General features: G+C 44.6%; 32 protein-coding genes, 1 tRNA gene and 1 pseudogene. 7 read left to right on the forward strand and 27 right to left on the reverse strand.

The features are described 5' to 3' along the window. Nucleotides 1-135: 135 nt before the first annotated feature. The 9 genes and pseudogenes from OM416_RS06310 to OM416_RS06350 all read right to left on the reverse strand — a co-directional run bounded on the left by OM416_RS06310 (nucleotide 136) and on the right by OM416_RS06350 (nucleotide 6,252). Entirely contained in the window at nucleotides 136-336 is a 201-nt protein-coding gene (locus tag OM416_RS06310; RefSeq protein WP_074095792.1) for a hypothetical protein, read from the reverse strand. Between the two features lie 106 nt (nucleotides 337-442). Continuing rightward, nucleotides 443-1,182, reverse strand: a pseudogene (locus OM416_RS06315) (SDR family oxidoreductase). Then, complete coding sequence (locus OM416_RS06320) at nucleotides 1,175-1,804, reverse strand: TetR/AcrR family transcriptional regulator (protein ID WP_264928840.1); 630 nt, start codon at nucleotides 1,802-1,804, stop codon at nucleotides 1,175-1,177. Before OM416_RS06320 ends, OM416_RS06315 begins: the two are co-directional and overlap by 8 nt. Before the next feature lie 533 nt (nucleotides 1,805-2,337). Beyond that, a complete protein-coding gene (locus tag OM416_RS06325) occupies nucleotides 2,338-2,904 on the reverse strand; it encodes a YdhK family protein (RefSeq protein WP_264927997.1) in 567 nt (188 codons plus the stop codon). Nucleotides 2,905-3,074: 170 nt separating this feature from the next. Next, entirely contained in the window at nucleotides 3,075-3,494 is a 420-nt protein-coding gene (locus tag OM416_RS06330) for an organic hydroperoxide resistance protein (protein ID WP_215079538.1), read from the reverse strand. Between the two features lie 253 nt (nucleotides 3,495-3,747). After that, nucleotides 3,748-4,434, reverse strand: a complete 687-nt coding sequence (locus OM416_RS06335; RefSeq protein ID WP_264927999.1) for a hypothetical protein — start codon at nucleotides 4,432-4,434, stop codon at nucleotides 3,748-3,750. Between the two features lie 2 nt (nucleotides 4,435-4,436). Continuing rightward, entirely contained in the window at nucleotides 4,437-5,435 is a 999-nt protein-coding gene (locus tag OM416_RS06340; protein WP_264928001.1) for a hypothetical protein, read from the reverse strand. After that, complete coding sequence (locus OM416_RS06345) at nucleotides 5,422-5,694, reverse strand: hypothetical protein (RefSeq protein WP_264928002.1); 273 nt, start codon at nucleotides 5,692-5,694, stop codon at nucleotides 5,422-5,424. The genes OM416_RS06340 and OM416_RS06345 overlap by 14 nt, the downstream gene beginning before the upstream one ends. A 485-nt stretch (nucleotides 5,695-6,179) precedes the next feature. Next, nucleotides 6,180-6,252: transfer RNA gene (locus OM416_RS06350), tRNA-Val, on the reverse strand. Nucleotides 6,253-6,396: 144 nt separating this feature from the next. Between OM416_RS06350 and OM416_RS06355 the strand changes: the two genes are divergently transcribed. The 3 genes from OM416_RS06355 (at nucleotide 6,397) to OM416_RS06365 (ending at nucleotide 7,686) form a co-directional block, all read left to right on the forward strand. After that, nucleotides 6,397-6,654 carry a hypothetical protein gene (locus tag OM416_RS06355; protein ID WP_264928004.1) on the forward strand — a complete coding sequence of 86 codons (258 nt, stop codon included), beginning with the start codon at nucleotides 6,397-6,399 and terminating at the stop codon, nucleotides 6,652-6,654. A gap of 238 nt (nucleotides 6,655-6,892) precedes the next feature. After that, the gene (locus OM416_RS06360) at nucleotides 6,893-7,336 is read left to right on the forward strand and encodes a GNAT family N-acetyltransferase (RefSeq protein WP_264928842.1); all 444 of its coding nucleotides are present in this window, start codon (nucleotides 6,893-6,895) and stop codon (nucleotides 7,334-7,336) included. Between the two features lie 113 nt (nucleotides 7,337-7,449). After that, nucleotides 7,450-7,686 (forward strand): DUF3892 domain-containing protein, encoded by a 237-nt coding sequence (locus tag OM416_RS06365; RefSeq protein ID WP_017687389.1) that lies wholly within the window; start codon nucleotides 7,450-7,452, stop codon nucleotides 7,684-7,686. A 75-nt stretch (nucleotides 7,687-7,761) separates the two neighbouring features. Here the strand turns inward: OM416_RS06365 and OM416_RS06370 are convergent, their stop codons facing one another. The 4 genes from OM416_RS06370 to OM416_RS06385 form a co-directional block, all read right to left on the reverse strand. Next, a complete protein-coding gene (locus OM416_RS06370) occupies nucleotides 7,762-8,043 on the reverse strand; it encodes a hypothetical protein (protein ID WP_264928005.1) in 282 nt (93 codons plus the stop codon). Further along, nucleotides 8,027-8,248, reverse strand: a complete 222-nt coding sequence (locus tag OM416_RS06375) for a hypothetical protein (RefSeq protein ID WP_017687387.1) — start codon at nucleotides 8,246-8,248, stop codon at nucleotides 8,027-8,029. The genes OM416_RS06370 and OM416_RS06375 overlap by 17 nt, the downstream gene beginning before the upstream one ends. A gap of 195 nt (nucleotides 8,249-8,443) precedes the next feature. Further along, complete coding sequence (locus OM416_RS06380) at nucleotides 8,444-8,764, reverse strand: YqzG/YhdC family protein (RefSeq protein ID WP_264928006.1); 321 nt, start codon at nucleotides 8,762-8,764, stop codon at nucleotides 8,444-8,446. 56 nt (nucleotides 8,765-8,820) lie between these two features. Then, complete coding sequence (locus tag OM416_RS06385) at nucleotides 8,821-9,126, reverse strand: hypothetical protein (RefSeq protein ID WP_264928007.1); 306 nt, start codon at nucleotides 9,124-9,126, stop codon at nucleotides 8,821-8,823. Between the two features lie 175 nt (nucleotides 9,127-9,301). Between OM416_RS06385 and OM416_RS06390 the strand changes: the two genes are divergently transcribed. After that, on the forward strand, nucleotides 9,302-10,204 hold the full coding sequence (locus OM416_RS06390) for a manganese catalase family protein (protein WP_264928009.1): 903 nt from the start codon (nucleotides 9,302-9,304) through the stop codon (nucleotides 10,202-10,204). Between the two features lie 221 nt (nucleotides 10,205-10,425). Here the strand turns inward: OM416_RS06390 and OM416_RS06395 are convergent, their stop codons facing one another. The 4 genes from OM416_RS06395 to OM416_RS06410 form a co-directional block, all read right to left on the reverse strand. Next, nucleotides 10,426-10,719, reverse strand: a complete 294-nt coding sequence (locus tag OM416_RS06395; RefSeq protein ID WP_264928010.1) for a DUF6809 family protein — start codon at nucleotides 10,717-10,719, stop codon at nucleotides 10,426-10,428. A gap of 140 nt (nucleotides 10,720-10,859) precedes the next feature. After that, the gene (locus OM416_RS06400; RefSeq protein WP_017687382.1) at nucleotides 10,860-11,039 is read right to left on the reverse strand and encodes a ribbon-helix-helix domain-containing protein; all 180 of its coding nucleotides are present in this window, start codon (nucleotides 11,037-11,039) and stop codon (nucleotides 10,860-10,862) included. Between the two features lie 337 nt (nucleotides 11,040-11,376). Next, nucleotides 11,377-11,769, reverse strand: coding sequence for a DUF5071 domain-containing protein (locus tag OM416_RS06405; RefSeq protein ID WP_264928012.1), 393 nt, complete (start codon nucleotides 11,767-11,769; stop codon nucleotides 11,377-11,379). 48 nt (nucleotides 11,770-11,817) lie between these two features. Further along, the gene (locus OM416_RS06410; RefSeq protein WP_264928013.1) at nucleotides 11,818-12,387 is read right to left on the reverse strand and encodes a YobA family protein; all 570 of its coding nucleotides are present in this window, start codon (nucleotides 12,385-12,387) and stop codon (nucleotides 11,818-11,820) included. Between the two features lie 196 nt (nucleotides 12,388-12,583). Here OM416_RS06410 and OM416_RS06415 point away from each other — a divergent pair, with 196 nt between their 5' ends. Further along, on the forward strand, nucleotides 12,584-13,291 hold the full coding sequence (locus OM416_RS06415) for a carboxypeptidase-like regulatory domain-containing protein (protein ID WP_264928015.1): 708 nt from the start codon (nucleotides 12,584-12,586) through the stop codon (nucleotides 13,289-13,291). A gap of 121 nt (nucleotides 13,292-13,412) precedes the next feature. On the opposite strand, the gene OM416_RS06420 is transcribed toward OM416_RS06415, so the two are convergent. The 5 genes from OM416_RS06420 to OM416_RS06440 form a co-directional block, all read right to left on the reverse strand. Beyond that, nucleotides 13,413-13,742 carry a hypothetical protein gene (locus OM416_RS06420; RefSeq protein ID WP_264928016.1) on the reverse strand — a complete coding sequence of 110 codons (330 nt, stop codon included), beginning with the start codon at nucleotides 13,740-13,742 and terminating at the stop codon, nucleotides 13,413-13,415. A 249-nt stretch (nucleotides 13,743-13,991) separates the two neighbouring features. Further along, entirely contained in the window at nucleotides 13,992-15,707 is a 1,716-nt protein-coding gene (locus OM416_RS06425; RefSeq protein WP_076328068.1) for an ABC transporter ATP-binding protein, read from the reverse strand. Between the two features lie 44 nt (nucleotides 15,708-15,751). After that, nucleotides 15,752-16,783 carry a FecCD family ABC transporter permease gene (locus OM416_RS06430; RefSeq protein WP_264928017.1) on the reverse strand — a complete coding sequence of 344 codons (1,032 nt, stop codon included), beginning with the start codon at nucleotides 16,781-16,783 and terminating at the stop codon, nucleotides 15,752-15,754. 2 nt (nucleotides 16,784-16,785) lie between these two features. Next, complete coding sequence (locus OM416_RS06435) at nucleotides 16,786-17,841, reverse strand: FecCD family ABC transporter permease (RefSeq protein ID WP_062835410.1); 1,056 nt, start codon at nucleotides 17,839-17,841, stop codon at nucleotides 16,786-16,788. Nucleotides 17,842-18,115: 274 nt separating this feature from the next. Beyond that, on the reverse strand, nucleotides 18,116-18,853 hold the full coding sequence (locus OM416_RS06440; protein WP_264928018.1) for a glycerophosphodiester phosphodiesterase: 738 nt from the start codon (nucleotides 18,851-18,853) through the stop codon (nucleotides 18,116-18,118). A gap of 235 nt (nucleotides 18,854-19,088) precedes the next feature. On the opposite strand from OM416_RS06440, the gene OM416_RS06445 reads away from it, so the two are divergent. Continuing rightward, nucleotides 19,089-19,355, forward strand: coding sequence for a hypothetical protein (locus OM416_RS06445; protein WP_264928020.1), 267 nt, complete (start codon nucleotides 19,089-19,091; stop codon nucleotides 19,353-19,355). 222 nt (nucleotides 19,356-19,577) lie between these two features. Here OM416_RS06445 and OM416_RS06450 read toward each other — a convergent pair whose 3' ends face one another. From OM416_RS06450 to OM416_RS06470, 5 genes are all read right to left on the reverse strand, one after another. After that, complete coding sequence (locus OM416_RS06450) at nucleotides 19,578-19,706, reverse strand: hypothetical protein (protein WP_017687371.1); 129 nt, start codon at nucleotides 19,704-19,706, stop codon at nucleotides 19,578-19,580. Nucleotides 19,707-19,826: 120 nt separating this feature from the next. Continuing rightward, nucleotides 19,827-20,411 (reverse strand): TIGR00730 family Rossman fold protein, encoded by a 585-nt coding sequence (locus OM416_RS06455; RefSeq protein ID WP_264928021.1) that lies wholly within the window; start codon nucleotides 20,409-20,411, stop codon nucleotides 19,827-19,829. A 420-nt stretch (nucleotides 20,412-20,831) separates the two neighbouring features. Continuing rightward, complete coding sequence (locus OM416_RS06460) at nucleotides 20,832-21,251, reverse strand: hypothetical protein (RefSeq protein ID WP_017687369.1); 420 nt, start codon at nucleotides 21,249-21,251, stop codon at nucleotides 20,832-20,834. Between the two features lie 19 nt (nucleotides 21,252-21,270). Beyond that, on the reverse strand, nucleotides 21,271-21,939 hold the full coding sequence (gene ung / locus OM416_RS06465; protein ID WP_264928022.1) for a uracil-DNA glycosylase: 669 nt from the start codon (nucleotides 21,937-21,939) through the stop codon (nucleotides 21,271-21,273). A 241-nt stretch (nucleotides 21,940-22,180) separates the two neighbouring features. Further along, nucleotides 22,181-23,401: a MalY/PatB family protein gene (locus OM416_RS06470; RefSeq protein WP_264928023.1), complete on the reverse strand. Its 1,221-nt coding sequence runs from the start codon at nucleotides 23,399-23,401 to the stop codon at nucleotides 22,181-22,183. A 249-nt stretch (nucleotides 23,402-23,650) separates the two neighbouring features. Between OM416_RS06470 and OM416_RS06475 the strand changes: the two genes are divergently transcribed. Further along, entirely contained in the window at nucleotides 23,651-24,358 is a 708-nt protein-coding gene (locus tag OM416_RS06475) for a helix-turn-helix domain-containing protein (protein WP_017687366.1), read from the forward strand. The last annotated feature ends 87 nt before the right edge of the window (nucleotides 24,359-24,445 follow it).

Consider the following 24,445-nt stretch of genomic DNA (forward strand, 5'->3'; position numbering starts at 1 on the left):
GTTGCGCTGTTTTTCATCATTTTTCATTTTTTATCCAGAATTTTTTCCACCCCTTGGAATGCTCAAAAAGAGGCGATCCCCATTAAAGGATGCCTCTGTCCTATTGTTGTTATATATACGTTATTATACGAATATTTACGAAGAAGTATGGCGAGTCAAAATACAGGGAACACCCTTGCCTAATGCTCCTTCAATTCGCATCCGTGCTGCGTAATCCATTCCTCGCGTACATGGTGTCTTGCATCTCTCGCATACATCCGAAGTGACCAACTTCATGGATACACGAATTTTGTCACTCTTTAACGCGGGAGCTTTCTTTCCTTTTGCCTTTGCCATCCCGGATTCCCCATTTCCCCAAGTGCTTACTGATGTACTGCATCATATGGGGATTCGCCCGGTTGTGTGTCAAACGGAATGATCAAACTTCCTGATTTTAGTTACGTTAAATAAAGCCACCATTCACCCGGATCGTCTGGCCCGTAACCCATTGAGACTCTGGACCTACCAGAAATGAAATGACACTCGCGATATCTTCCGGCTCACCCAGACGACCGAATGCATTCATTTTACGGATTCCTTCCAGCTGTTGCTCCGTCTTGCCAACCGAGAACAACTCCGTGTTGACCGGACCTGGTGCAATTGCATTAATCGTAATTTGTTTGGAACCAAACTCCTTGGCGAGTTGACGCGTTATCTGCTCTACCGTACCTTAGTCCCTGCATACACACTGTATCCAGGAAACATCTGTCCTGTTACCGAGGTAGAGAAGTTCACGATACGTCCTGCACCTTCCATATGTTTAAGCGCTTGTTGACAAGCAAAGAACGTGCCTTTGACATTAATGGCAAACTGCTGATCAAATTCTTCCTCCGTCACTTCCGCCAGAGGGGTTGTCTTCATGATTCCTGCATTATTGATTAGAATATCCATTTTGCCAAGCTTGTTGATCGTTTCGGAAAACAAACGTTCCACATCTTCCTTCCGTGCCAAATCAGCTTGCACGGTAATGGCACGAACTCCTTTTTGCCGAACCATCTCTGCTACCTCTTCTGCTTTGTCCGGACGACTTGCATAATTAATCACCACATCGGCTCCGAGCTCCGAGAGTTGCTCCGCAATGGCACGCCCAATTCCTCGCGACGATCCTGTGACCACAGCAACCTTACCTGTTAATTTATTCATTGGATCTCCCGCCTTCTTCGCTCATATTAGATAAACCGTGTTCGACTAATAACCATACTTGTGCAAATTCATCATCTATCGTATCGCTGCGCCATTCATAGGCATGTGCCGGATGATGGAAACGAGCCGTTGCATGAAGAATAGCCGTTGCTAATACCTTGGAATCTTTGAACTTAAACTGGTGATTCTGGCGTATAATTTCGCTCAAATGGTGTATAAGATGCTCCACATGTTTGCGGATCAGATCGGCTGATTCCTGCGTAACCCGTGCATACATCTCAAATAATTCGGGATCTGACTCGGCATAATGACGTTTAAGATGTATTAATGTTTCTATATATACTTTCAGATGATGTGTACCTTCCCTCGCATTGTTCTCATCTTGTTGAGTTACCGAAGTTAAAGGTGTGATTATTTCATCTTCAAGCCATTGTTCAGTGACACCTTCAAGCAATTCCTTCTTGCTGGCATAATGTCTGTATATCGTTCCATGACTGACTCCGAGCAATTTGGCGACATCGGTGACGGATGTTTTGGCAGCACCGAAGCGTCTTATCGTTTCCTGCGTAGCTGATATAATCTGCCCTTTGGTGAGAAATTCAGAAGTTTTGTCTTTTACCATATGAACGAGATGGTTAACACCATCCACTTGCCACCTCCAATGAGATTAGATTAACACATTCGATAACAAATGACAATTATCGATTTTTGTCATTTGTTATTATTTATCTATTATTATTTTTAACTTTCAATAACGTCATAACAAAAAAAGAGCCTATTAAAACTTGGCTCTTTTGCTTCCTTATCATACATATCAACAAGCTTTACAATTTACAGTATTTTGGCATAGTCACGCTTGGTGCACTTAGAAAACGTATTTAAATAATATGAATATGACAAAAAGGATACCTCCGAGAATGAGCCAGTTGCTGATTTCATACCAAATGTCCTTCCCTCCGGACAGATATTTCTGTTCATTTTCTTGATGATGCTGACGGTGTGTATCAGTCTCAGTGCCATGGGGTGGTTTGCTAAAATCCATCATAAGTACATGCCCCTTTCAGCAGCTTTGTTTAATCCTAATACCATTATAACCCAGAATGATGTAAGTATTTGATTTTTCTGCATAAAAAGGGTTACTTCATACAAATGGTTCTATTGGATAGCAGACAATTCTTCTTCCGTTACCCATTTGTGATTCTTTATCAAATCTCCCCCTGTTGTCGGGGTATAATCAACCATATATACGGTAGCCTGTTCAGCTGAATCAATTGTGGCTTTCGCGCCATTCATTCCCTGCATGTGATTAGCGTTCAGCAGCACCTCAGAACCTGCTGCATATGGTTGATCCGCAGGGTCCTGTATTTCCTCATGAATGACCCATTTATGATTTTGCACGGGATCACCGCCTGTAGTTGGCGTATACGTAACTGCATATACCGTAGTCTCATATGCTCCAACAATCTTCGCTTTCACACCCTTCATGCCTGACATGTGGTCGGCACTCATCAGCGCCTGGCTTCCTACTGGGAAGGTAGAGTTGTTTTTTTCCCGCAGTCCTTCCGGTAGCTCTCCCGATTCAGAATGGTGCATCTCACCTGCGGCACCTGTATGACTGTCATCGTTACTTTCAATAGTTTGCCGAGTCTCCTTGCCACATCCACTCAAAATCAAACTGCTTGTAATCAATATAGTCGATAGGGTCAGTAAATATTTTTTCATGTTTTGCACTCCTTTAATTCCAGTTATACCCTTCATTATACCCCCTATGGGTATATAACAATCATTATGATTGCTTTTTACGGGCAAAGCACTTCTTACAGCAGAGCAAAACAATACAAAAAACCTCCGATTTCTCGGAGGCTTCTTATAACAACAAATAGTTTCAATGATTACGCCAGTTCAACGTTAACATTCACGTTCCCTTTGATTCCTTTGGAATATGGGCAGTAGTCATGGGCAAGTTTCACAAATTTCTGTGCTGTTTCCTCATCCAGACCGAGAATCTTAACTTCCAAATCGACTTGAAGTTTCACGCCATTGTCCTCAGAGTCCGTCACCAACATTACAGTAGCAGCTACGGTACTTCTTTCAATTTCAACTTTGTGTTTCTTCAATTGAAACTCCAGTGCGGAGTTAAAACAAGCACTATATCCCGCTGCAAACAATTGCTCCGGATTCGTAGCTGTTGTTACTTTACCTCCAAGCTCAGGGGGTGCAGCAACATCCAGCATAAACACGTTATCTGGGGATTGTACGATACCTTGACGTCCACCTGTATTGATTACTGTAGTTTCATATAATGTTTTCATGTGTAAGACTCCTCTTCAGCATTGATTTGTATTGGTTAAATATGATTACTTGTTTTTTGTTTTGTTAACAATTTGATTGTACACAATTAAATTGCGTTTGTAAACAATGATTTAAAAAAATAAAAAGAAGTCGCTTACATAGCGACTTCTAAGCATACTTTTTATCATCCATACAGGTCATTCACGCTTATCCTCCCGAACAATTTATATGAAAGACGTAGCTCGTGACGATTTATTCTCTTCAGCATTCCAATCAGTTACTCCAGATATCCACTTTCATCTGTGCACATTTGAAATACTTGGCCTCTGCCTTGCTTGTGGTCAGTTTCAACAGACATTGCAGTTCTCCATGTTGGAACAACCCACCGCTTAGGTCAGCAGCAACACCGCCATACTGATCATCCGCACCAAGCCACACGGAAGGTCTTTCGAAACCCGCTGAGAACTGCAATCCGGTACAGAGAAGCACAGTGAGATTCTTACGGTTCTGCGCCTCATCTCCCGCGACACCCTGCGTGGTGAAGAAAACCATGTTTTGCTTGAAATCCGTGTACGTTCCGTCTGCCTTATAGACACGGACCATACCATATTTCTGATTTACATTCTGAAAAAACGTAATTCCAGCCTTGCTATCCTTCGATTTAATGCCAAGTTGAACTGAAATTCCAATGTTTCCGTTCAATTGTAGCGCTTCCAAGGTAACTGCGATTGCCGTTACTTTCGAGCTGTCAATCAGGTGTTTCATTTTTAACTCGGCCGAGCCTCCTGCCGTTGCCGGTGTTGTAACTGTAATGGTTCCTCTGTCGGGCAAAGGCTCAAACGTAGGTGTCCCCACTACCTCAAGCCAATCCGGTAACGATCCGTGAAGAAAATCGGCCACAAGCTGTTTGTGAACCTTTCCAAAGGGCACGATCTGACCTGCTGCATCACGTATAACCATCTCTACACCTCCACCGAATAGGCTACACCGATATTATGATCGGTATTGTAATACACGTACACTACACCGTCCATAACGGACACCATCATGGATTGCATGTTCGTCGTTTCCCAAGTCAAGGCAGGAAAATAGATATCTGAAGGTTTGTCCAGCAGTTGACGAAAGTCTGTGCTGATCTTGGCAATAGCAGGCCGGGCTACGGTCGTAACCCCACCGGAAGCATAAGCCGATAACATGCCGATCCACCACATACTCCCTTTGTACATAAACACACCAGCATTGGGTCTCGAAATGTTTTCCCCCGCTGTTAAAGTCGCATCATTACCACCCATTAATGGTCTCGGATCAGCTAGCCAGCTGCGCCCATCATGAGAATGCCAAATACATTTACGGCCAAAGTCACCGCCGCCCATCACTGAGAAACCGATCCATTTGCCACCATTTCTGAAGCACGAGAAGTATCCGGTATGACCATCACCCGGGAAACCTGAGGGTTTGTCCAGAATCAAACCCACTCTTGTCCAGTTGATCATGTCTACAGAGGTCGCGAGTGCTGTCGATTGATTGATCCCAAGTCCATTTTGTTGATAGTACATGAAGAACAATTGTTCTTCATCGTTCCAGATCACGAATGGCGTTTCCGTTGAATTCCCAACCACGGTATCGAGATATACCTGTCCATGTTTGGTCCATGGTCCTGTAGGGCTGTTGGAATACGCAAGTCCAATCCCGCCGATCCGATTATGGTTGGTAGAATATGTGGCATAATAATCTGCTTTTGCATCAGGGATAAGTCCCTTTACCTTGATCGCCCGAAACCAATAGATTGATTGCAGACCCGCCATTGCAGCGGTATACATAGGATTGTCCATTTTTTTATCAAATTGAGGCGTGTACATCCGTCTGGATTCTGCATCGCAATAATCATAAGGCGCAATGGCCCTATTCGCCTTCATCGCTGCATCGAGTGCTGCCTGAGCAATATTTTCAGCCATGGTCATGAGAACTCAACTCCTTCGTGATCAGGGGAGAACCATTTACCGGTGACGAATATAAACTATCCGAAGTGTCTTTTAATAGGATTGGACAATCAACAACATTACCCACATTCGCAGCTGGCTCCTGAGTAATACGAATGATAGGGCGAATGTCATCTTTATATGAATACGCTTTCATTTTGTTGATTCTTTTATTTCCTATACAGTTGTAATCAGCAGTCGTCCCTTTCATTCGTACGCCCGTATAATGTTGATCCTTCATATTAATCCCTCCTATTGTTTTCTCCCGATAAGTATATTCATGAAGTTGCCTTTCTGTTAAAGCATCATGCCCATCTTGCAGCCTAATATTCCAAAATGAGCTATGAATCTTTTAGAACAATCGCCGAACAAAAAAAAAAGAAATCTGGAAAACTTATTCTATTCTCTATTACTAAAACAACACGCTAATCTTGATTCAAAAGCTTTAAAGATCGGTGCAGGAATTTACGCAGCGTCCGTGGATTGGTTAAATCATGGGTCTCCTCCGGCAGAACAATATATAGAAAAAGCCTTACCGTTTTTAGTGACCAAATTAAATATACTAAATCATTTATCTGAGTGATATTACGTTGGTTTTTTATGGGTAGCTAGGGGAATGAGGAATTTTTCATTTCGTCCCTCATCTGTCCCCAAAACTTATTTTATGCCTTCTTCACAGTTCATAAAAAAAGAAAAGAAGCCTTACATCGTAAGGCTTCTCATGTATGATCTGTAGTGGGCTCGAACCACTGACCCCTACCCTGTCAAGATAGTGCTCTCCCAGCTGAGCTAACAGATCATGATATATAATTGTTTCCCAATCAAGTAACAGTATCATATCAAGTAACCGTGTTCATTGTCAATAATTTATTTGGTTATAATTCACCCGAAATGGTGCACAATAAAGGCAAGATTACCATTTCCACAACGAGGTGAATTTCCTATGAGAAACTCAACAAAACGGTCAAAGTCCAATAAACATACATTTACCAAATGCTTCTTTCTCTTTGCTGGGCTTGTGATTCTCATTACAACCGTTACTGGTTGCGGCTTGGAGCGGGATGAACATACGGTTCAATTCCAACAGTTAAAACAACCCAATGAAAATGTTGAATCTCTACCCGTCTGGTTAGACGTGTACTCCAAATCTGTAATTCAAGATGTGTATTCTCCACGAGGAAGCAGTGAAGTTTTGCCGTGAAAGTTAACAGGTGAATTACTCATCTTCATCCCACTTCCGTGAGTATGCTTTCTTGGTCACGTAATACAACAGAGCAATCATTCCCGCCGACATTAGCAATGTAATTACCATGATGCCTGCCATGCCCATCACTAGCACCTCCTCTCCCAATATGTTCCAGACTTAACTATACAGGAAAAGCATTTTTTTGTATAATTCAGTCTGATATGTCGCGCAAGAGCAGAAAGAAGGAATGGAATTGGCAGCTGAGATTAGTTATGTAACGACAGAAGAACAACTGGAGCAAGCCCTGGAGATTCGCCATCATGTTTTTGTGATCGAACAACAGGTTCCTGCCGAGATTGAAATTGATCAATACGATGTCATCAGTCCTGATGTGCATCATGTATTATTAAGTACGGATGGCCTGGCTGTGGCCACTGGAAGACTGATCTATTACAGCAAGGATACTGCCAAAATGCAGCGGATCGCTGTGCTTGAGTCTCATCGTTCATTTGGTTATGGACGTGTGCTTCTGCTAGCGATGGAGGAGCGGGCACGTGAACTTGGCTTATCCTATTCTGTACTGGATGCTCAGTGTCAGGCACAGAAATTCTATGAAAAACTGGACTATGAAGTGATCTCGGAAGAACCTTTTTATGATGCAGATATTCTTCATGTTCGTATGAGAAAGAGTCTGTAGTACCTCGGCGTTGGCAGGTCTTTATCAGCATATGGTGCATACTTCCGAGGAATTCGGATAGGCTAATCAGGTAAACAGATTCCTATCTCGTCATATAAGGAGAGTGTGACATCATGGATCAAACGACACGCGAGAGTTTCACAGCAGTACAGAAAAATGGCGACGGTGACCTGACAGCCTTTCAGACTTCAGCAGGACGTGTACTGGATTACCAACAAGCACTTGCAGAAGTAAAAGCTGGGGCTATTGCCGGCGTGAATGTATTTAAAGGCAAGGATGGAGAAATGTACATTCGCGGCGATGCCGACGGCGACCCAACCAACAACCTGGACCAACTTCCCCATTTCTAAAATAGATGCACACGTCGTACGTGTGACACAGTAAGCGCCGATCCGATTATCCGGGTTGGCGTTTTCTTATTATGACTAATAGTCCGTAAAATATTTTACGGAATCCCCGGCAGGCTGGCTTTTGCGAATCGGCTGTTGTACCTGTTCCCATGCCTGCAAAATCTGTATACTTTCGAGCGTAGACCGGTTATCCCACGCGATATGCCCAGTGCGTTCAAGCTCCAGCAATGACTCATGAATGAATGCTTTGCTTCGTCCCGTCTTGTTCTCCAGTTCATCCATACGCGGCAGCCGACGCCGTTGTCCTGCATAGTTCACCATAATTCGCAAAATCTTGCGTTCAAAGTCGTTCAGCATACTTTACCTCCCCGTTCAGATCCGTAACAGGACGCCATGCCAGAATACCTTGCTCCAGAAATGTTCGGGGTGAGCCTTCTTTTCCTGCTGATGCCCTAATCATCCCGCCACGTACACTGTTAATTCGAATCTGTCGCTGCGTAATCTGACCTGCACGATCCATGTAGACAAGCTCCACCATCTGGCCAATATATTTCCCTAGCATAATCATCCCTCCGATAAGAACGTTTGTTTGTATTTCTTATTATATGCGAACGTAAGTTCTTTATTCAATAGTAAAAAAAGGGTTTTATAAAATAAAAAAACCAGACTCTCACCTTAAAGATTAAGGTAGTCTGGTTTCTCCAATGATGTAGCTGATATGCAAACATGGGTTGTAATTACCAATTTCAGTAACGGATCAGTGTCGATCCGATTCGGAAAATTGTACTTTTCTCAACTGCTGTGTAGACGGATTAAAATCAACATTTACATAGACTGCGAATTGCTTGCCGTCTTTAGCACGAACCCATAACTTGAACTGTTCCCGTGATTGATCCGCTGTTAGAGAGGTACGACCAATATGCTTATAGTCCAAAATATCCACATTGTATTTGGTTTGTGTTTCTTTCACCGCGATAATTCCCCACTTCGCATAATCAGGGATAGCGGCGCCTGTTCCTGATGTGATTCCAGCTAAACTCAGGACTACCGTCATAACGGTAACGATGAGCATTCTCATTTCACTCACTCCTTGGGACAAAATGTTTCTGTTATATTGCCCGTCCGGGTTTTATTTTACACGAATAAACGAAAGATCCAGGCCAGTGGCCGTAAAGAAAAGGGAACCACAAGGAGAAGCCTGTCTAACGAATCAGGATCAGTACGAAAGCTAATTCCCCAGTCACCCGAGAAAATGGGTTGTTGTGTCTGTGGATCCTGAGGACGGTCCAACTCGTATTTCTTTTCAAGTAACTGCCTCGTTTCTTCATCCACCTGAACCTCATTTGTAACGACATATGCTGTGACAGGCTCGCTGCTTATGTACATCAGAATCATTAGAAACATCAACATCCACACCATTTTTATGCAACGTTTGTTCATTTCTTACTCCTTTAAAAAATCATGGTTCTCATGTAACTGGAAGACTCGTTTGAGTGTTTGATTATACATAAAATTCACCGTATTGGAAATAACAAAAGAGAGATGATATGAGGTGACTTCACGATTCTGAAACCCTACACGATCTGCAATACCACTTTGAGGAGGTTACACCCGAATGTTCAAACGCTTGGATGAAATCCTGATTGAGATTCCTAATGTCGAGAAGCCAGATCCGAATGCCGCGGCAGCCATACAAGAATTGCTCGGTGGCAAATTCGGAGAAATGTCAACATTGAACAACTACCTCTATCAATCGTTTAATTTTCGCTCCAAAGAAAAGTTAAAGCCCTTCTATGACCTCGTCATGAGTATCACGGCCGAAGAATTGGGTCATGTTGAGCTGGTGTCTCATGGCATTAACAAGTGCCTCAGAGGCTCAACCGAATACAAAGAACCCGATGATACACCTCTGGGCTCCGTGAAAGATGCTCGCCTGTCGTATCATTTTCTGGCAGGTGCACAGGGAGCGATGCCTTTCGACTCCATGGGTAATCCGTGGACTGGAACCCATGTCTTCAACAGTGGTAACCTGGTCGAGGATCTGCTGCACAACTTTTTCCTTGAATGCGGAGCGCGTACCCATAAAATGAAAGTATACGAAATGACCGATCACCCCGCAGCCCGGGAAGTTGTCGGTTACCTGCTGGTGCGTGGCGGTGTGCATGTCGTGGCATATGCCAAAGCACTTGAGATTGCAACTGGTGTAAATGTAACCAAGCTGGTGCCTATTCCTTCATTGAACAACAAAGCCTTTAACGAGGCTCGTAAATATGAAGATAAAGGGGTACACACCAAGCTATATACCTATAGCGATAAAGACTTTAACACGATCGGCCAGATCTGGAAAGGGACTCATCCCGAAGATGGACAACCTTTGGAAGTTATTCAAGGGATACCGGAAGGATTCCCGATTCCGGAATCGCCTGCAGTGGAGGAAGAATTCGCACCAGGCATCTCTCAAGAAGAATTCAAGGAAATTGCTCGCCGTCTGAAGATGGCGGGGAATATTGTGGATTAAAGAACAATTTGTTTAACAGGTTCTTTCCCTATATAAATTGTTAACTCTATATTTAAGTGAAGCCCTCGAACCACGCTGCTGAATGCAGAGAGGATTTGAGGGCTTTGTTATAATCAATTTATGATACATTTTTATGGTGCAAAATAAGTATGTTGTATGCACGTCATTTTCTGAAAATTTAGCTGTAAAAGTAAACCTGATCTATTCTCACATTGTTAAACTTAGTTAAACTCCAACACCGATTCCCCACGCTGACTCATGACTTCAATTAACATGTTAGCCCCTAGACGAAAACCTTGTGCAAACGCTGCTTCCGTATGCATGCCCTCACATCTGCCACACAAGTCAAATAACTGTTCAAGCTCAAGAAATTCGTCCTCGCTCAATTGATTCTTCCATCGCTCTGTAAGAGCTGCAATCTGCCGCCCTAACGCTTGGTATTCAGGATGTGTCGGTATCATCATCTCATCCGGTCGAAGTCGTCCATTATATAGTGCTTCTAATATCGAATTCATGTGCATCCTCCTGTATATTAACTCACACCTCACTTGAATGAGCGTTCTGCACATGGTAGGATATTTATGCAGTCGCTCATTCGTAGTGATTGCGGAATAGGAAGCAGCGTTGTTCTTCGTGGGACGAGCGCTGCTTTTTTTTATTTTTGGAGCTCGTCGTATATCTTCTCAATCCCTTTTCGAACGATGTCTGATCGATTCGTATTCAGCTTCTCAGCCGAAATATCGAGCTTATTCATAATTTCCTCATCGACACGTATCTCAATCGTTCTGCTTTTGGGTTTGTCAGATTTAGGCCGCCCCATCTTTTTGGCGGACATTGCTTCACCTCTTTTTTTGTCCTGACAATAATATATTATTGTCAGGACAAAAAGTCAATTTAATTATAAAACATACGTTCGTTTCTGGCACAACAGATTCATATATAAATCTATAGTCTGTAATCTGATTCAATGATAAAAAGACAACCTTGAACGGTTAGGCGCTCAAGGTTGTTAAAATACTATTATTGAGTAACAATTAAGATTCAGGAGACACGTAAACAAGTAGGAGGAAGAATTTAGCTTTTTATCACTCCATCTTCAATATTTCAGTCTTTCTTAGAACGCTAATCACCAGTTTCTATGTACCCAAACTTACATCTCCAGTGGTCTCTAGTTAATGTACCTTCATCTTTTCCAAAAGCTCCAAGATAACCTCATCCAACTCCTCTAGTATCTCATCATGTGTAGGAGATTCCAGTATCCTTACCAAATCCGTCTGTAGCATACTTAGATGAGATATAGGTAATCGATCAATTAATCCGACTAAAATAAAATATTCCCATGTAGAATCTTGGGTTTGCAATACATCCTTAATATGAGGAATTACGTCTTCGCCCAGTCTCAATAGTAGATCCTCTACCGGCTTAGAGATAGGCCAATTCCCGTCTTGCAACCACTCCATCAGCTCTGGGATGATAACTTTTAATTCCACATTACTAAATTCATTTAACTTGCCCACCGCTTCGAAATCAGACTTATCGCGGGGAAGAAACTTCCTAATATCCATTTAAAAATCCCTCTCTTCAAATCATATGAATACTTTTACTCCCCACCATTACTCGGTTAGCTCTACATCCTCTACTCTAATATCATTCTTATCTTGATTCTTCGTCGTTGACATCGCATCTCTCATGCGAATCGTCCATATTCCAGCATCCTGATCAAATTGTACATCTTCAATCACAGGAACACGTAATTTTTCTCCATCTGGTGAGTATAGTCCACCCCGAATGGCGTCTGCCTCACTTAGATGGGCACCTTCTGGAGTATTTGGACAAGATACCGCTATCTTTTCTGCTCTGGCCTGCCCGGGATAGGGTTGATTTTCTGGTCTTCCATCCGTCCAGACTTCAACATAGGCGCCGATCTGCGGATCAGGCGCATTAGAGAACCATTTTGCCGGATAATACCGACTTTCTTCCCCATTGGAACTGTAATCTTGAAATGCAGGATCAACAACAAGAATCGAATCGTCTTTACGTTCAACCACATAACCAGTGAAGCCCTTTTCTGTCGGTGAATTTGCAATCGTCTGAGCTGACTTGCATTCATTTGAGGCAGTACATCCCGTAAGCCCTAGTATCCAGATCGAGAGCATTGTACAAACGATACGAAGATTAGACAACTGTTGGTTCCCCCTCTAACAACATTCACTTTCTACTTCTTATTGCTGACGTCCCAGATCAGGTTATTGTTGCATAACAATAGAGCCAACTTTGAGTGCTTGATTTATAAATGCACCCAAAAGTCCTCTTGTTTTCTTTTGATACAAAACGTATCATTTATATTAGGTAATATAATTAATGAGGGGGGAACCATATATGATCCAAAGTCCAAAATGGGTAATTCAATCATTCATGCTATGTATTTTTACTATCTTACTTTACATTACATATGCTGAAACATCTCATGCTGCTGGTTCAGCGGCATCACCTTCCACTTACGAGAACGATATCACCTTACCGGCTGTTATTTATGGAAAAGTTACGGATAGAGGAGGAAATGTGGTACCTCACGCCAATGTTGAATATGAACTCAATCATCTAGGAGAAATAACGAAATATAGTACAGTAGCAGATGAGAACGGAAATTACCATATTGAGGCTGTTGTACGAGATTCCACAGATATGTATTTGTACGTCAGTGCTGATGGTTTCATCACCTACATTTCATATAATAAATACGATACCTTTACGCTAAGACCTGGTGATGAGGTGGAGCATGACATCCAGTTGTATGAGCCTTCCACAATCATGGGTACGGTAAAAGACCAGACTGGCCAGCCCATCGCTGTCGCTAAAATTGAAGTTACAAGTATCCCATACCTGGTCGAGACAGATGAGAATGGCAGATATACCGTAACAGGTATTGATTACGATTATAGTGCAAACATTGCGATGTGGGTTAATAGCGACAACTATGTTCCCTACGTGGAAGATCGTATAGGCATCCGAGCAGGTGAAACGATCCAAATCGACGTAGTGTTAGAAGAGGCTGCACATGTAAGCGGACAGGTAATCTTAGAATAATCATAAACTAACCCAAAAGACTCATGATGAATTCTCTAAACGAATTCGGTCATGAGCCTTTCCTTATGTCCTTATGTCCAAACATGCAGATGTGACCCTCGTAAACAGGTTATTAAACCATTCACAGCTTTGTACGCTGCTTATACACATACCTACCCCATACCACCAACGCTGCACACAACAAGATCACACAATAGGCCCATACAAAAAACATGGCAAGCCCCAACCCGATGTTGGCGTCCAGGCGCTTATCAAAGATCTCTGTGTATAGCGAAAAACCGAGTGGCACGGCGCCAACAACGAAAAGTCCAATGGACCATCCACCCCAGCGTCGGAAACCGGACCCCGCACGAGTACTGGAAAGTTTGCGAATCCCTTGAGTCAGTAGCCACCAAATCAGAATAAATAATAGACAGGTTATAAGAATTTTTAGCATATCGTTCAACTGCATATCGTGTACCTCCTATATCTTGCAAGATGAAGAACATATCTTACACGTTAAGTGTTTTCTTTACTATCATTACCCGTTTCCATACCCATGATCACAGGCAGACAACAGTCCAGCACCCCCTACCCACACAATAATCATGAAAAAGAAAAAAATGCCATCGTCCTGACTCCTTCCAAGTCAAGAACGATGGCGTTACTTCTCATATTTACATATTTACATATTTACATTGTTACATCCACATCGAATAGATTACGCGCCAAACTGCGCATAGTGAAGGCGGCTGTACACCCCACCTGCTGCGAGTAATTCTTCATGACGTCCCTGCTCCGTTATGCCTTGTTCAGCAACGACAATAATGCGGTCTGCATTTTTGATCGTAGCCAATCGGTGAGCAATAACCAGTGTCGTCCGGCCCTCAGACAGCTCAGCAAGGGATTGCTGAATGGCTGCTTCCGTTTCTGTATCCAGCGCGGATGTGGCTTCGTCCAGGATCAGAATTGGTGGGTTTTTCAGGAACATACGGGCAATGGACAAACGCTGTTTCTGTCCACCGGACAGCTTCACGCCGCGTTCACCAATTAACGTATCCAATCCTTCCGGCATTGATTGGATCAAAGGTTCCATCTGGGCACGTCTGGCGGCCATCCAGATTTCTTCTTCGGACGCATCCAACTTGCCGTAGGCAATATTCTCCCGAATGGTTCCATCGAAGAGGAAGACGTCCTGTTGTACAATTCCGATCTGGCTGCGCAAGGAATCCAGTGTCATGTCCTGTATCTCCTGCCCATCGATCGTAATGCGACCTTCCAGCACATCATAGAACCGCGGCAGCAGACTGCACAGCGTTGTTTTTCCTGCACCCGATGGACCGACAAGGGCTACCGTTTCACCTGCATGAACGTTTAGATCAATCCCTTTGAGCACAGGCTCCTGATCCGAATAACCAAAAGTGACTTGCTCGTAACGAATATCTCCACGTAAATGGGATACCGTAACGGCTCCTGGACGATCTTCCACATCCGGTTCCATATCGAGCAACTCCGTATAACGTTTGAAGCCTGCAATCCCTTTTGGATACGTCTCAATAACCGAGTTGATCTTCTGGATCGGTGTCAGGAACACATTGGACAACATAATAAATGCAATGAACTGACCGTAGGTCATACTGCCTTGAATGACAAACCACGTTCCGCATACCAAGACAAAAAGGGATACCAGCTTCATCAGCATATAACTGACAGAGGAGTTCCAGGCCATGATTTTGTATGCGATTAGTTTCGTCTGACGGAAACGACCGTTGTTCACAGCGAATTGTGCTTTTTCATGCTCTTCATTAGCAAAAGCCTGAACAACACGAATACCTGTAATATTGTTCTCTACGCGAGCGTTGAAGTCCGCAATATCACCGAACATTCGGCTGAATGCCTTGGACATTTTGCTACCAAAGTAGAGCGAAAGATAAATAATCAGCGGTACGATGATAAAGGTTAACACCGCCAGATTACCGTTAATGCTCATCATGATGCTGAATGCACCAATCAGTGTCATCACCGCGATAAATACATCCTCTGGACCATGATGGGCAATCTCGCCGATATCCATCAGATCGTTAGTCATGCGGGATACGAGGTGCCCTGTTTTCGTATTGTCGAAGAAACGGAATGATAACTTCTGCACATGATTGAACAGACTTTTACGCATATCCGTTTCAATGTTAATACCGAGCTTGTGTCCCCAATAGGTAACCACGAAGTTCAGGAATGAATTCAATAAGTAGATGCCCAGCAATGCCAGACACGCCCATAGAATCCAGTCCCAGCGGCCGCCTGGCAGCAGATCATCGACTACCCGGTTAACCGCAAGTGGAAAAGCCAGCTCCAGCAGAGCGACTAGAATCGCACAACTGAAGTCAAGAATAAAGAGCTTTTTGTAAGGCCTGTAATAGGCAAAGAAACGGCGAAGCATGGACTAAAGTCCTCCTTATGCAACCACACAATGATGATTACGTTCTATTTCGTCTTGCTTAAGAGGTACAGGAAGTATGGCGCACCAATAATGGCAACCAGAATACCCGCAGGTATCTCTGAAGGCTGTAGGATGACACGGCCCAGCGTATCTGCAACCAGCACGAGCAATGAACCAATCAGTGCAGATGCGGGTAACAGGAACTGATGTTTTGGACCCACCAGACGACGTGCCAGATGCGGTCCGATCAGACCGACAAAACCGATCCCACCACTCACAGATACACATGAGCCGGCAAGCCCCACCGCAGCTGCAAGCAGAATCAGTCGCTCACGCTCAACCGGAGCCCCGAGTCCACTCGCAGTCTGGTCACCCAGATTAAGTACGTTCAATACACGTGCCTTATACAGAACAATCGGTACAAGCACGATTAGAAACGGCAGCAATGCCGTTACAAATTTCCAGTTCGAGCCCCAGATGCTGCCTGCCATCCAGGTAGCTACAAATTGATACTTTTCCGGGCTAAGCCGCAACGTAAGCACGATCATGGCAGAACTGATTCCCGCCGCTACCCCGATCCCCGTAAGCAACATGCGAGTAGGCAGAATGCCTTCTCCTTTTTTGTAAGAGAGTACGTAGATCAGAAATGCAGCAAAACCGGAACCGATCAGGGCCAGAATTGGCAAAAGAAATACCGGTGCTGCTGTCGTTGTCGGGAAAAAGGAAACGAATAACATGACGACCAGTCCAGCACCTGCATTAATCCCGAGGATACCCGGATCTGCCAGCGCATTGCGGGATACCCCTTGCAAAATACAACCAGATAACGCAAGTCCGGCCCCGACCAGCACCGAAATCACGATACGTGGCAGACGGAATTCAAACAGGATCAATTCCTGCTTCGCCGTGCCTCCGCCAAACAAGGTACGCATCACCTCAAGCGGCGAAAGCTTGGTAAAACCTGTGTTCATGCTCACCACAAAAGCCGTAATAATTAATAGGCCAAGCACAATGAGGACAATCGTGCTCTCGGCTCTCTTTTTGCGCTCTGCTCCAACTATTGTTGAGGATTCCATCGTTACAGAGTCCTCCTTTCTTTACGCGCCAGATACAGGAAGAACGGTACCCCGATGAGGGCAACCAATGCGCCAATTGGCGTCTCGTACGGCGGGTTGATCATACGTGCAGCCAGATCCGCAAATACAAGTAACAGACTGCCCATTACAGCGGAGCATGGAATAATCCAACGATAATCCACCCCAACTATTTTTCGCGTAAGATGGGGAATAATGAGTCCAACAAAACCAACCGCACCTACGACGGACACAGCTGTACCCGCGAGGATCAGTACAACAATCAGGCCCACGAGCTTGATCAGCCCGGTACGTTGGCCCAAGCCAACGGCAATATCTTCTCCGAGGCTAAGCAGCGTAATGGAACGGGAGATGAGAAGACCTGCAATCAGTGCAGCGAGTACCCATGGGAACATGACCTCCAGTTGAGACCACTTCGTTCCGGCTACACCACCGGCTGTCCAGAAAGCCAAATCTTGTCCAATTCTGAAGTACAATGCAATCCCTTCACTGAGTGCTGACAGCATCGCTGATACAGCTGCACCTGCAAGCACAAGGCGTAGAGGTGTAAGGCCCGATTTGGAAGCTGCACCAAAACCATACACCAGCAGAACACCAAGCCCTGCTCCAATGAAGGAATACATAATGATGTACATAAACGGCAAGCCCGGGAAAAAGGCAAAACAGATCGCAAGCGCAAATCCAGCGCCCGCATTCAGGCCAAGCAGACCGGAATCGGCCAGCGGGTTACGGGTCATGCCTTGCATGATCGCACCAGCTACAGCGAAGCATGCACCGACCATCGCCCCACCAAGAATACGTGGCAAGCGAATCTCCCATATGATCTGATGCGGAGTCAGCTCAGGATTGAAGTCGAAGATGGCCTTCCAGACGACACCAAGCTTAATATCAGCAGCGCCAAAAGAAATGGACAATGCCATACCCAGAGCGAGTAATAAAATTCCCCCTGTAAGAATAAGTGTGGCTGCCCATGGACGAGTGTGTATCTTCGCTGTGGGTGATTCCGGATTATGATTTGCTGGTGAAGCTTTTGAACTCATACGCGCCCACCCTCGTTATGAGTAGAGCTGTTTGAACCTATGTACATAACAATCACCTCTCTATAAATACCGAACTTTAATGATATTGATTCTCATTCCCATAGACCATTGTAAGTGAATCCACGGTCTCTGGCAATGGACAAATGGGACATGTTTATTGCATATATGAAGATTTGCACACAATTTTGCACGTAAAAAGGCTATGCAGGAGCCAAAAAGCTCGAACACAGCCTTGTCATTGTATATGTAGAACACCTTTAAAACACAGAATCAATTAACGGGTATGTACCGTAATTAAGGATGCCAGGACATCAGGAACATCGGTAATGATTCCTTGTACACCCATGTCAATCATAGCCTGCATCTCGGCAGGATCATTCACCGTAAATGGATAGGTAACAACACCCTGCGCCAGTGCTGCGGCAACGTCTTCGTGTGTAACTGCCAGCTTGTAGGGATGGAGGCCGGAAGCTTCAAGTTTGACGGCATAGTCATAGGGACGATACAACTTTTCCATATATAGAAGCGCTGTACGAATCTCCGGGGCAAGACGCTTGCACCTTACCAGCGAAGCATGATTGAAACTGGACAGAACGACCTGTTGCTCCAACTTCCAGTCTCGGATCGTCTGTACAATCTTCTCTTCCATTCCCTTGTAACTCACAATACCATTTTTCAACTCCAGATTAAGCAAGGTTCCTTTTCCCTGTACGAGCCTGAATAACTCCTCCAGAGAAGGAATAGGTTCCCCGGCAAAATCGTTGTGAAACCAGGACCCAGCATCATATGTGCGCAATTGATCATAAGTTATATCCTTAACCCATCCCTCTGCACCCGCAGTCCGGCTTAATGTCTCATCATGGATCAGCACCAATCGGCCATCACTCGTCATCTGCACATCGGTTTCAATGCCTGTCGCTCCAAGCTCCAGGCTACGTTCAAAAGCAATCATCGTATTCTCCGGGCATACGGCAGATGCACCGCGATGGGCAATAATTTCAACGTTCCTCATTCCAGCGCCTCCTGCGTTCAACGTTAACTCTATGATCTACACTATAAACACCGTTTGTTAGACCTGTATTAACAGAGCGTTTAATTGGTTGTTTACTTAGCCAATACATGCGGTATGGTTGAACATCCAACGGGCTGGGGATTCACTCATTTTTGCGAACTCAATCTGAAAATCGACATAATATAGTATGAACGAACGATGGAAGCACTGCACTCCGTTATAAGGAGGTTGACTATTGAATCCCTCAAAGAAAAAATCGACACCTACGCGTCCTCGCACATCCCAGTTACAGTCGGCTTCCAGGCTTTCCAGATCATCTGTCCATATCAAAAGCAAATCCGGCAAGACGGCTAATCAGCGTTCCTTTAACTCCAGTTCACCCAACACACTGGATCAGCTGGCTATTGTTGCAGCTATACTTTCCTTAATTGCAGCCGCCATCGGGCTATATATCGCCTGGAAATCGTTAAGTAATCCGGATCAAACTGCTGTTGTGGTGTAAGCTGCTTGATACGCAGCTATTGGCTCAGGAGGCTCTCTCCTGCTTCTGACCTTTTTCAGGGGCAGGTTTTTGCTTTTTCAATCGCTACTTGTGTGTTCTGAAAACGTCAAAAAACCGTTCCCCTGAAACGCCGGCATGTACCGGCGTCTCTTTGGAAAGGTCATTTTGTATTCGGGCGGCTGCCTCTGCAGCACTACCCCTCATCTCGGAATATGGACCGAATTACAGAATGAATGTGCGAGAAATGATAACCAACAGAATGAACAACACCAGAATTGCGCCTGTCGATGTCCATGCTCCACCACTGAAGCCTCCGCCGTATCCGTAACCTGTGCCTTTGAGTTCGCTCATGAGTGACACTCCCCTCTTCACTAAAGTACACTATAGACTATGTCCGATAGCGCAACTTGCTTGGGCAGATCGAAAATTCTCCTCAGAAGCGATTGGTTACAAGCCTCTATTCTTATACACTCATTGCCCGTTCAGCTGTGACCACTTCTGGGTCAACTCTGCTGGAATATAGGATGACATCTGGCCTAGCAGTTCAGCCGGATCGGATTCCAGACTCCACAGACTAAGATGTGACGTGTTGGAGAACCCTTCCTGTACACTATGCTCTACCATCTTCATCAGCGGGCCATAATATCCGTTGACATTCAATAAGCCGACAGGCTTGCGATGAATTCCGATCTGTGCCCAGCACAGTACCTCAAATAGTTCTTCAAATGTACCCATGCCGCCGGGAAGTGCAATGAATCCATCGGATAATTCTGCCATCGTAGCCTTCCGTTCATGCATGGTTCCCACTTCAATCAGCTGTGTAAGCCCTCCATGGACAACCTCACCCCGGAACAATCCGGTAGGCATGACACCGATCACTTCTCCACCTTGCTTCAGAGCCGCATCGGCAACTGCGCCCATTAAGCCCATGCAAGAACCACCATAAACGAGTGCATATCCTCTATCGGCAATCTGTTTGCCCAGTTGAACAGCCTTCTCTGTATAATCGGGGTGATTTCCCGGATTGGAGCCTGCAAAAACAGCTATACGTTTCATAGGGTTTCACTCCTTCTCATGATCTATTTAGATTGAACTAAAGAATATTTACACTTGCCACTTCGATGACAGAACAACCTTCCGATCGCTGTTATCCCCAGATTTTTTGATTCAATTTTACAAAGGTGAAAATCTGTTGATAAAGGCGAACGCTTCGCTTCTTCAGGTTATTTCTGCCCTCTACGTTCTCGTGTAAATGTTTAGTTCAATTTTCTATTTTAATAGTATACAACAGGAATGTAATGGGTATGTACAACAGGTTAACAAACAAATGGACAAAAAAATGCCCGGCCGTTTGCAGCCGGCCGGGCTCCCATTTCAATACACATCAATTTAGAAGGGGTTGTTATTACCTAATATACAGACCGAACATTAAATCCGTATGATCTTTGCATGAAATGAATATTAAATCTTCGTGTACTAACGTATCCCACGGCGTGAGCGTACGACAAACATATGCTTGTCTTTACGCAGAACCCGGCCATCTGCAAGTTCGACCTGATCTTCATCATGACGCAGAATCGTCGTGGATAAAGCTACAATTTTGGCCCGGCGCCAGATCATAACCTGTGACTTGAAATAGATGGCATTTTCGAACTGAATCGCCTTTTTCATCACATATCCAACCTTGTGTACTTCAGAACGTGCTTTCTTTAAGGGAAGACTCTCTTCGGGAAGAGGTCTGATCATTGCGATATTGTCAAACGACACCTTAATTCGTTTGGGTCCGATTCGTACACATTCCGCTTCTTCATCCCACTCGACCAGCGTTCCCTTCAGTGGCTCCCGTATGCCTGTTGCACGATATACCGCTACTTTTCGTCCTATCCAATGTCGCAATGTTCTCACCTCCATCTGTCTAGTTTTCAGGTATCTTCCAATCGATCGGTTCAATACCTTTGGAGGTCAAGAAGTCATGGGCTTTGGAAAAGGGACGACTGCCGAGGAATCCACGATGCGCAGCCAGCGGACTAGGATGTGTAGACTCCAGTACCAGGTGCTTGTCCCTATTGATAAATGCACCTTTCTTCTGGGCATGACTGCCCCACAGCATATATACCATCGGCTCTGAACGTTCATTCAGTGCGCGAATTACTGCATCCGTAAACGTCTGCCAGCCTAGTGCCTGATGCGAGTTAGGTTGACCTTCGCGGACCGTCAGAACAGCATTTAATAGCAGGACTCCCTGCTGTGCCCAATGGACCAAAGATCCATGATTCGGAATCGGCAGGTCCAGATCGGCGTGAAGCTCCTTATATATATTTTTCAGAGAAGGAGGTACACGTACCCCCGGTCTAACCGAAAAGCTCAATCCGTGAGCCTGACCCGCTCCGTGATAAGGGTCCTGACCAATAATAACAGCCTTAACCTGATGATACGGAGTCAGCTTCAGTGCGGAGAACAGGTCTTCTTTGGGCGGAAAGACCGTCTGCGTTTTGTACTCGGCGGCGAGGGTGTAACGAATCTTGTTGAAATATTCGGCTTCCGTCTCTTCCTGAAGCACCTTGTCCCAATCGTTTCCAAACATATGTATAGGCTCCTTTCCCCTGATGAATGCAGTTTCGTGCAGCCCAACTACTGGGCTCTTCCTTCTGAGAGCCACATGTCATGCAACTCATAGACTATCCACCATTTTAACATAACCGGGGACAGCAGACCAGAATGGCGCATCAGGGTATAAGTTCACCTCAAAATTAACATTGTTCTTACCGCAATCCGTATACTCATCCGAAAAAGTCACCACGCTGTTGCGTGATGACTTGATGACTTTATACTTGAACAGGTACTTCTTCGACTTCTTTCACAAGCACACTGCTGATTCTTCGTAATCCTTCTTGAAGCACAGAACGGGGACAAGCCAGATTCAACCGAATACAACCCGCACCATTAGCTACAAACATATGACCATCTTCCAGCAACACACCCGCTTGCTCCGCGAAGAATAAAGGTAGACTTACATGCTCGGGAGCATATGCCGAGATATCAATCCACGCAAGATACGTGGCATCCGGAATGTGAAAGATGGCCAGCGGCAGATACTGCTTCACATACTGTTCGACGTAGGCGAAATTGGCGTCGAGATACCCTTTTAATTGTTTCAGCCATTCATCACCCGTTTCGTAAGCCGCTTGAGTGGCAGCGATGCTCAGCGGATTTTTGAAACCATAATGGCGTGCCTGCCAGATGTCTCGAAGTTCCTTATTCGGAATGATGACATTGGAGAACATCAGACCAGCCATGTTGAACGTTTTGCTCGGAGACATGCATGTAATAATTCGATCCGTATCCGGGAACAGCTTCGCGAGTGGCGTATGTCTCTTACCAGTCCGCAGCAGATCACAGTGAATTTCGTCTGAAATGACCCATACATTGTTCCGCAGGCAGATCTCACCCACACGTTGTAACTCGTCGGTTGTCCAGACACGTCCAGACGGATTATGGGGGTTACAGAAAATACATACCCTTACCTTCTCATCCTTGGCCTTGGCTTCAAAATCCTCAAAATCAATCGAGTAACGCCCCTGCTCGTTGATCATATCCGAACACACCAGTTCAAGATTGTTATGCTCCGCTGCTGACTTGAAGAAACCATAAGACGGGGTCACGATCAGTACTTTCTCATCCGATTGACAGATATATTCCACCAATTCATACAAAGCGGGGATGATCCCGTTCGAGGTCTCCAAATGCTCCTTGGGGAAGGACCAATCATAGTATCTCTTCATCCAATTCGAAACAGCTTCATAGTATGCCGGATCAAACACCTGGGAGTAACCCATAATTCTACGGTCCAGGCGCTCCTTAACTGCATCCAGAATCTCGGGAGGTGTGGCGAACTCCATATCTGCAATCCACATGCGAATAAATTCTTCATCTTTGAATGGAAAAGTCATATCTTCCGTGGCGTTAAAAATATATTGACGGAAACCATCCGTATTCATGGCATTCGTTCCTGTTCGATCAATAATCTCATCAAAGTCATATTTCATAGCTTCTGCTCCTCTATCTGCTTTACTTTTCATTGTCGTTTCATGTCGTATTACACCTATTATTTCATGACGCAGGAATTGCATCAAATGCAATACAATCTATTCTGACGAAACAAATGAAGTTTATTGTTTCTCCAGAATAGGTATTTCGGTGAAAAAGTGATATATTTCTCATATAACATCATTTTTATGAATGACTTTCATCATTTTCACGTACTCTCAAGAAACATTACATAAGGAGAACCGGCTATGAACAATATCAATCAGGAAGTTGGCAAGAAGATACGAAACTTTCGGAAGTGGCGGGGACTGACCATTCAACAGCTTGCGGATCAGATCTTCAAGAGCAAGGGTACGTTATCCAAATATGAGAGCGGAGATATTACACTTGATCTGGTCACGTTACATCATATTGCGAACGCGCTCAACATTCAGGTGGAGCAACTCTTATACCAGGAGCCCAGACACGCTTCTCCCCTGATGAATGCGGTGCCGTCCAGCTTTTTCAAGAACTCCACCCGCTTCTATTCCTACTTCTATGATGGGCGTAACAACAGTCTCATTCGTTGTGTCATTGACATGATGGCTCAGTCGGATGCCAACCGTTATCGCACCGTGATGTATATGAATGTGAAGGATTTTGAGAACTATCAGGAGTGCGAGAATATGTATTGGGGCCACACCGAGCATTATGATACACTCACGACTCTAATATTGAAAAATCAGGCCACGCCGCTGGAGAATCTATATATTAATATTTTGGCGTCTTTTCAAGAATCGGAGAAAAAGTGGGGACTCATGGCGGGTGTCTCGTTCCGACCTTTCATGCCTATCGCGCTCAAAATGCTATTCTCCAGAACCCCGCTGCCTGAGAATCAGGAGTTATATAATGAATTGAAAATCTCAAAGGAAGATCTGCGGACCCTGAAAATATACAATATGCTTGCAGTCACCTAAACAACGATGCATGTCACACACTTTCATATGGGATGGAGGCAGGTCCTACCAATTAGAAAAGGCACTTTTATAAGCTGTTGAAACCAG

The organism is Paenibacillus sp. LS1, assembly GCF_026013365.1.
Lineage (GTDB): Bacteria > Bacillota > Bacilli > Paenibacillales > Paenibacillaceae > Paenibacillus.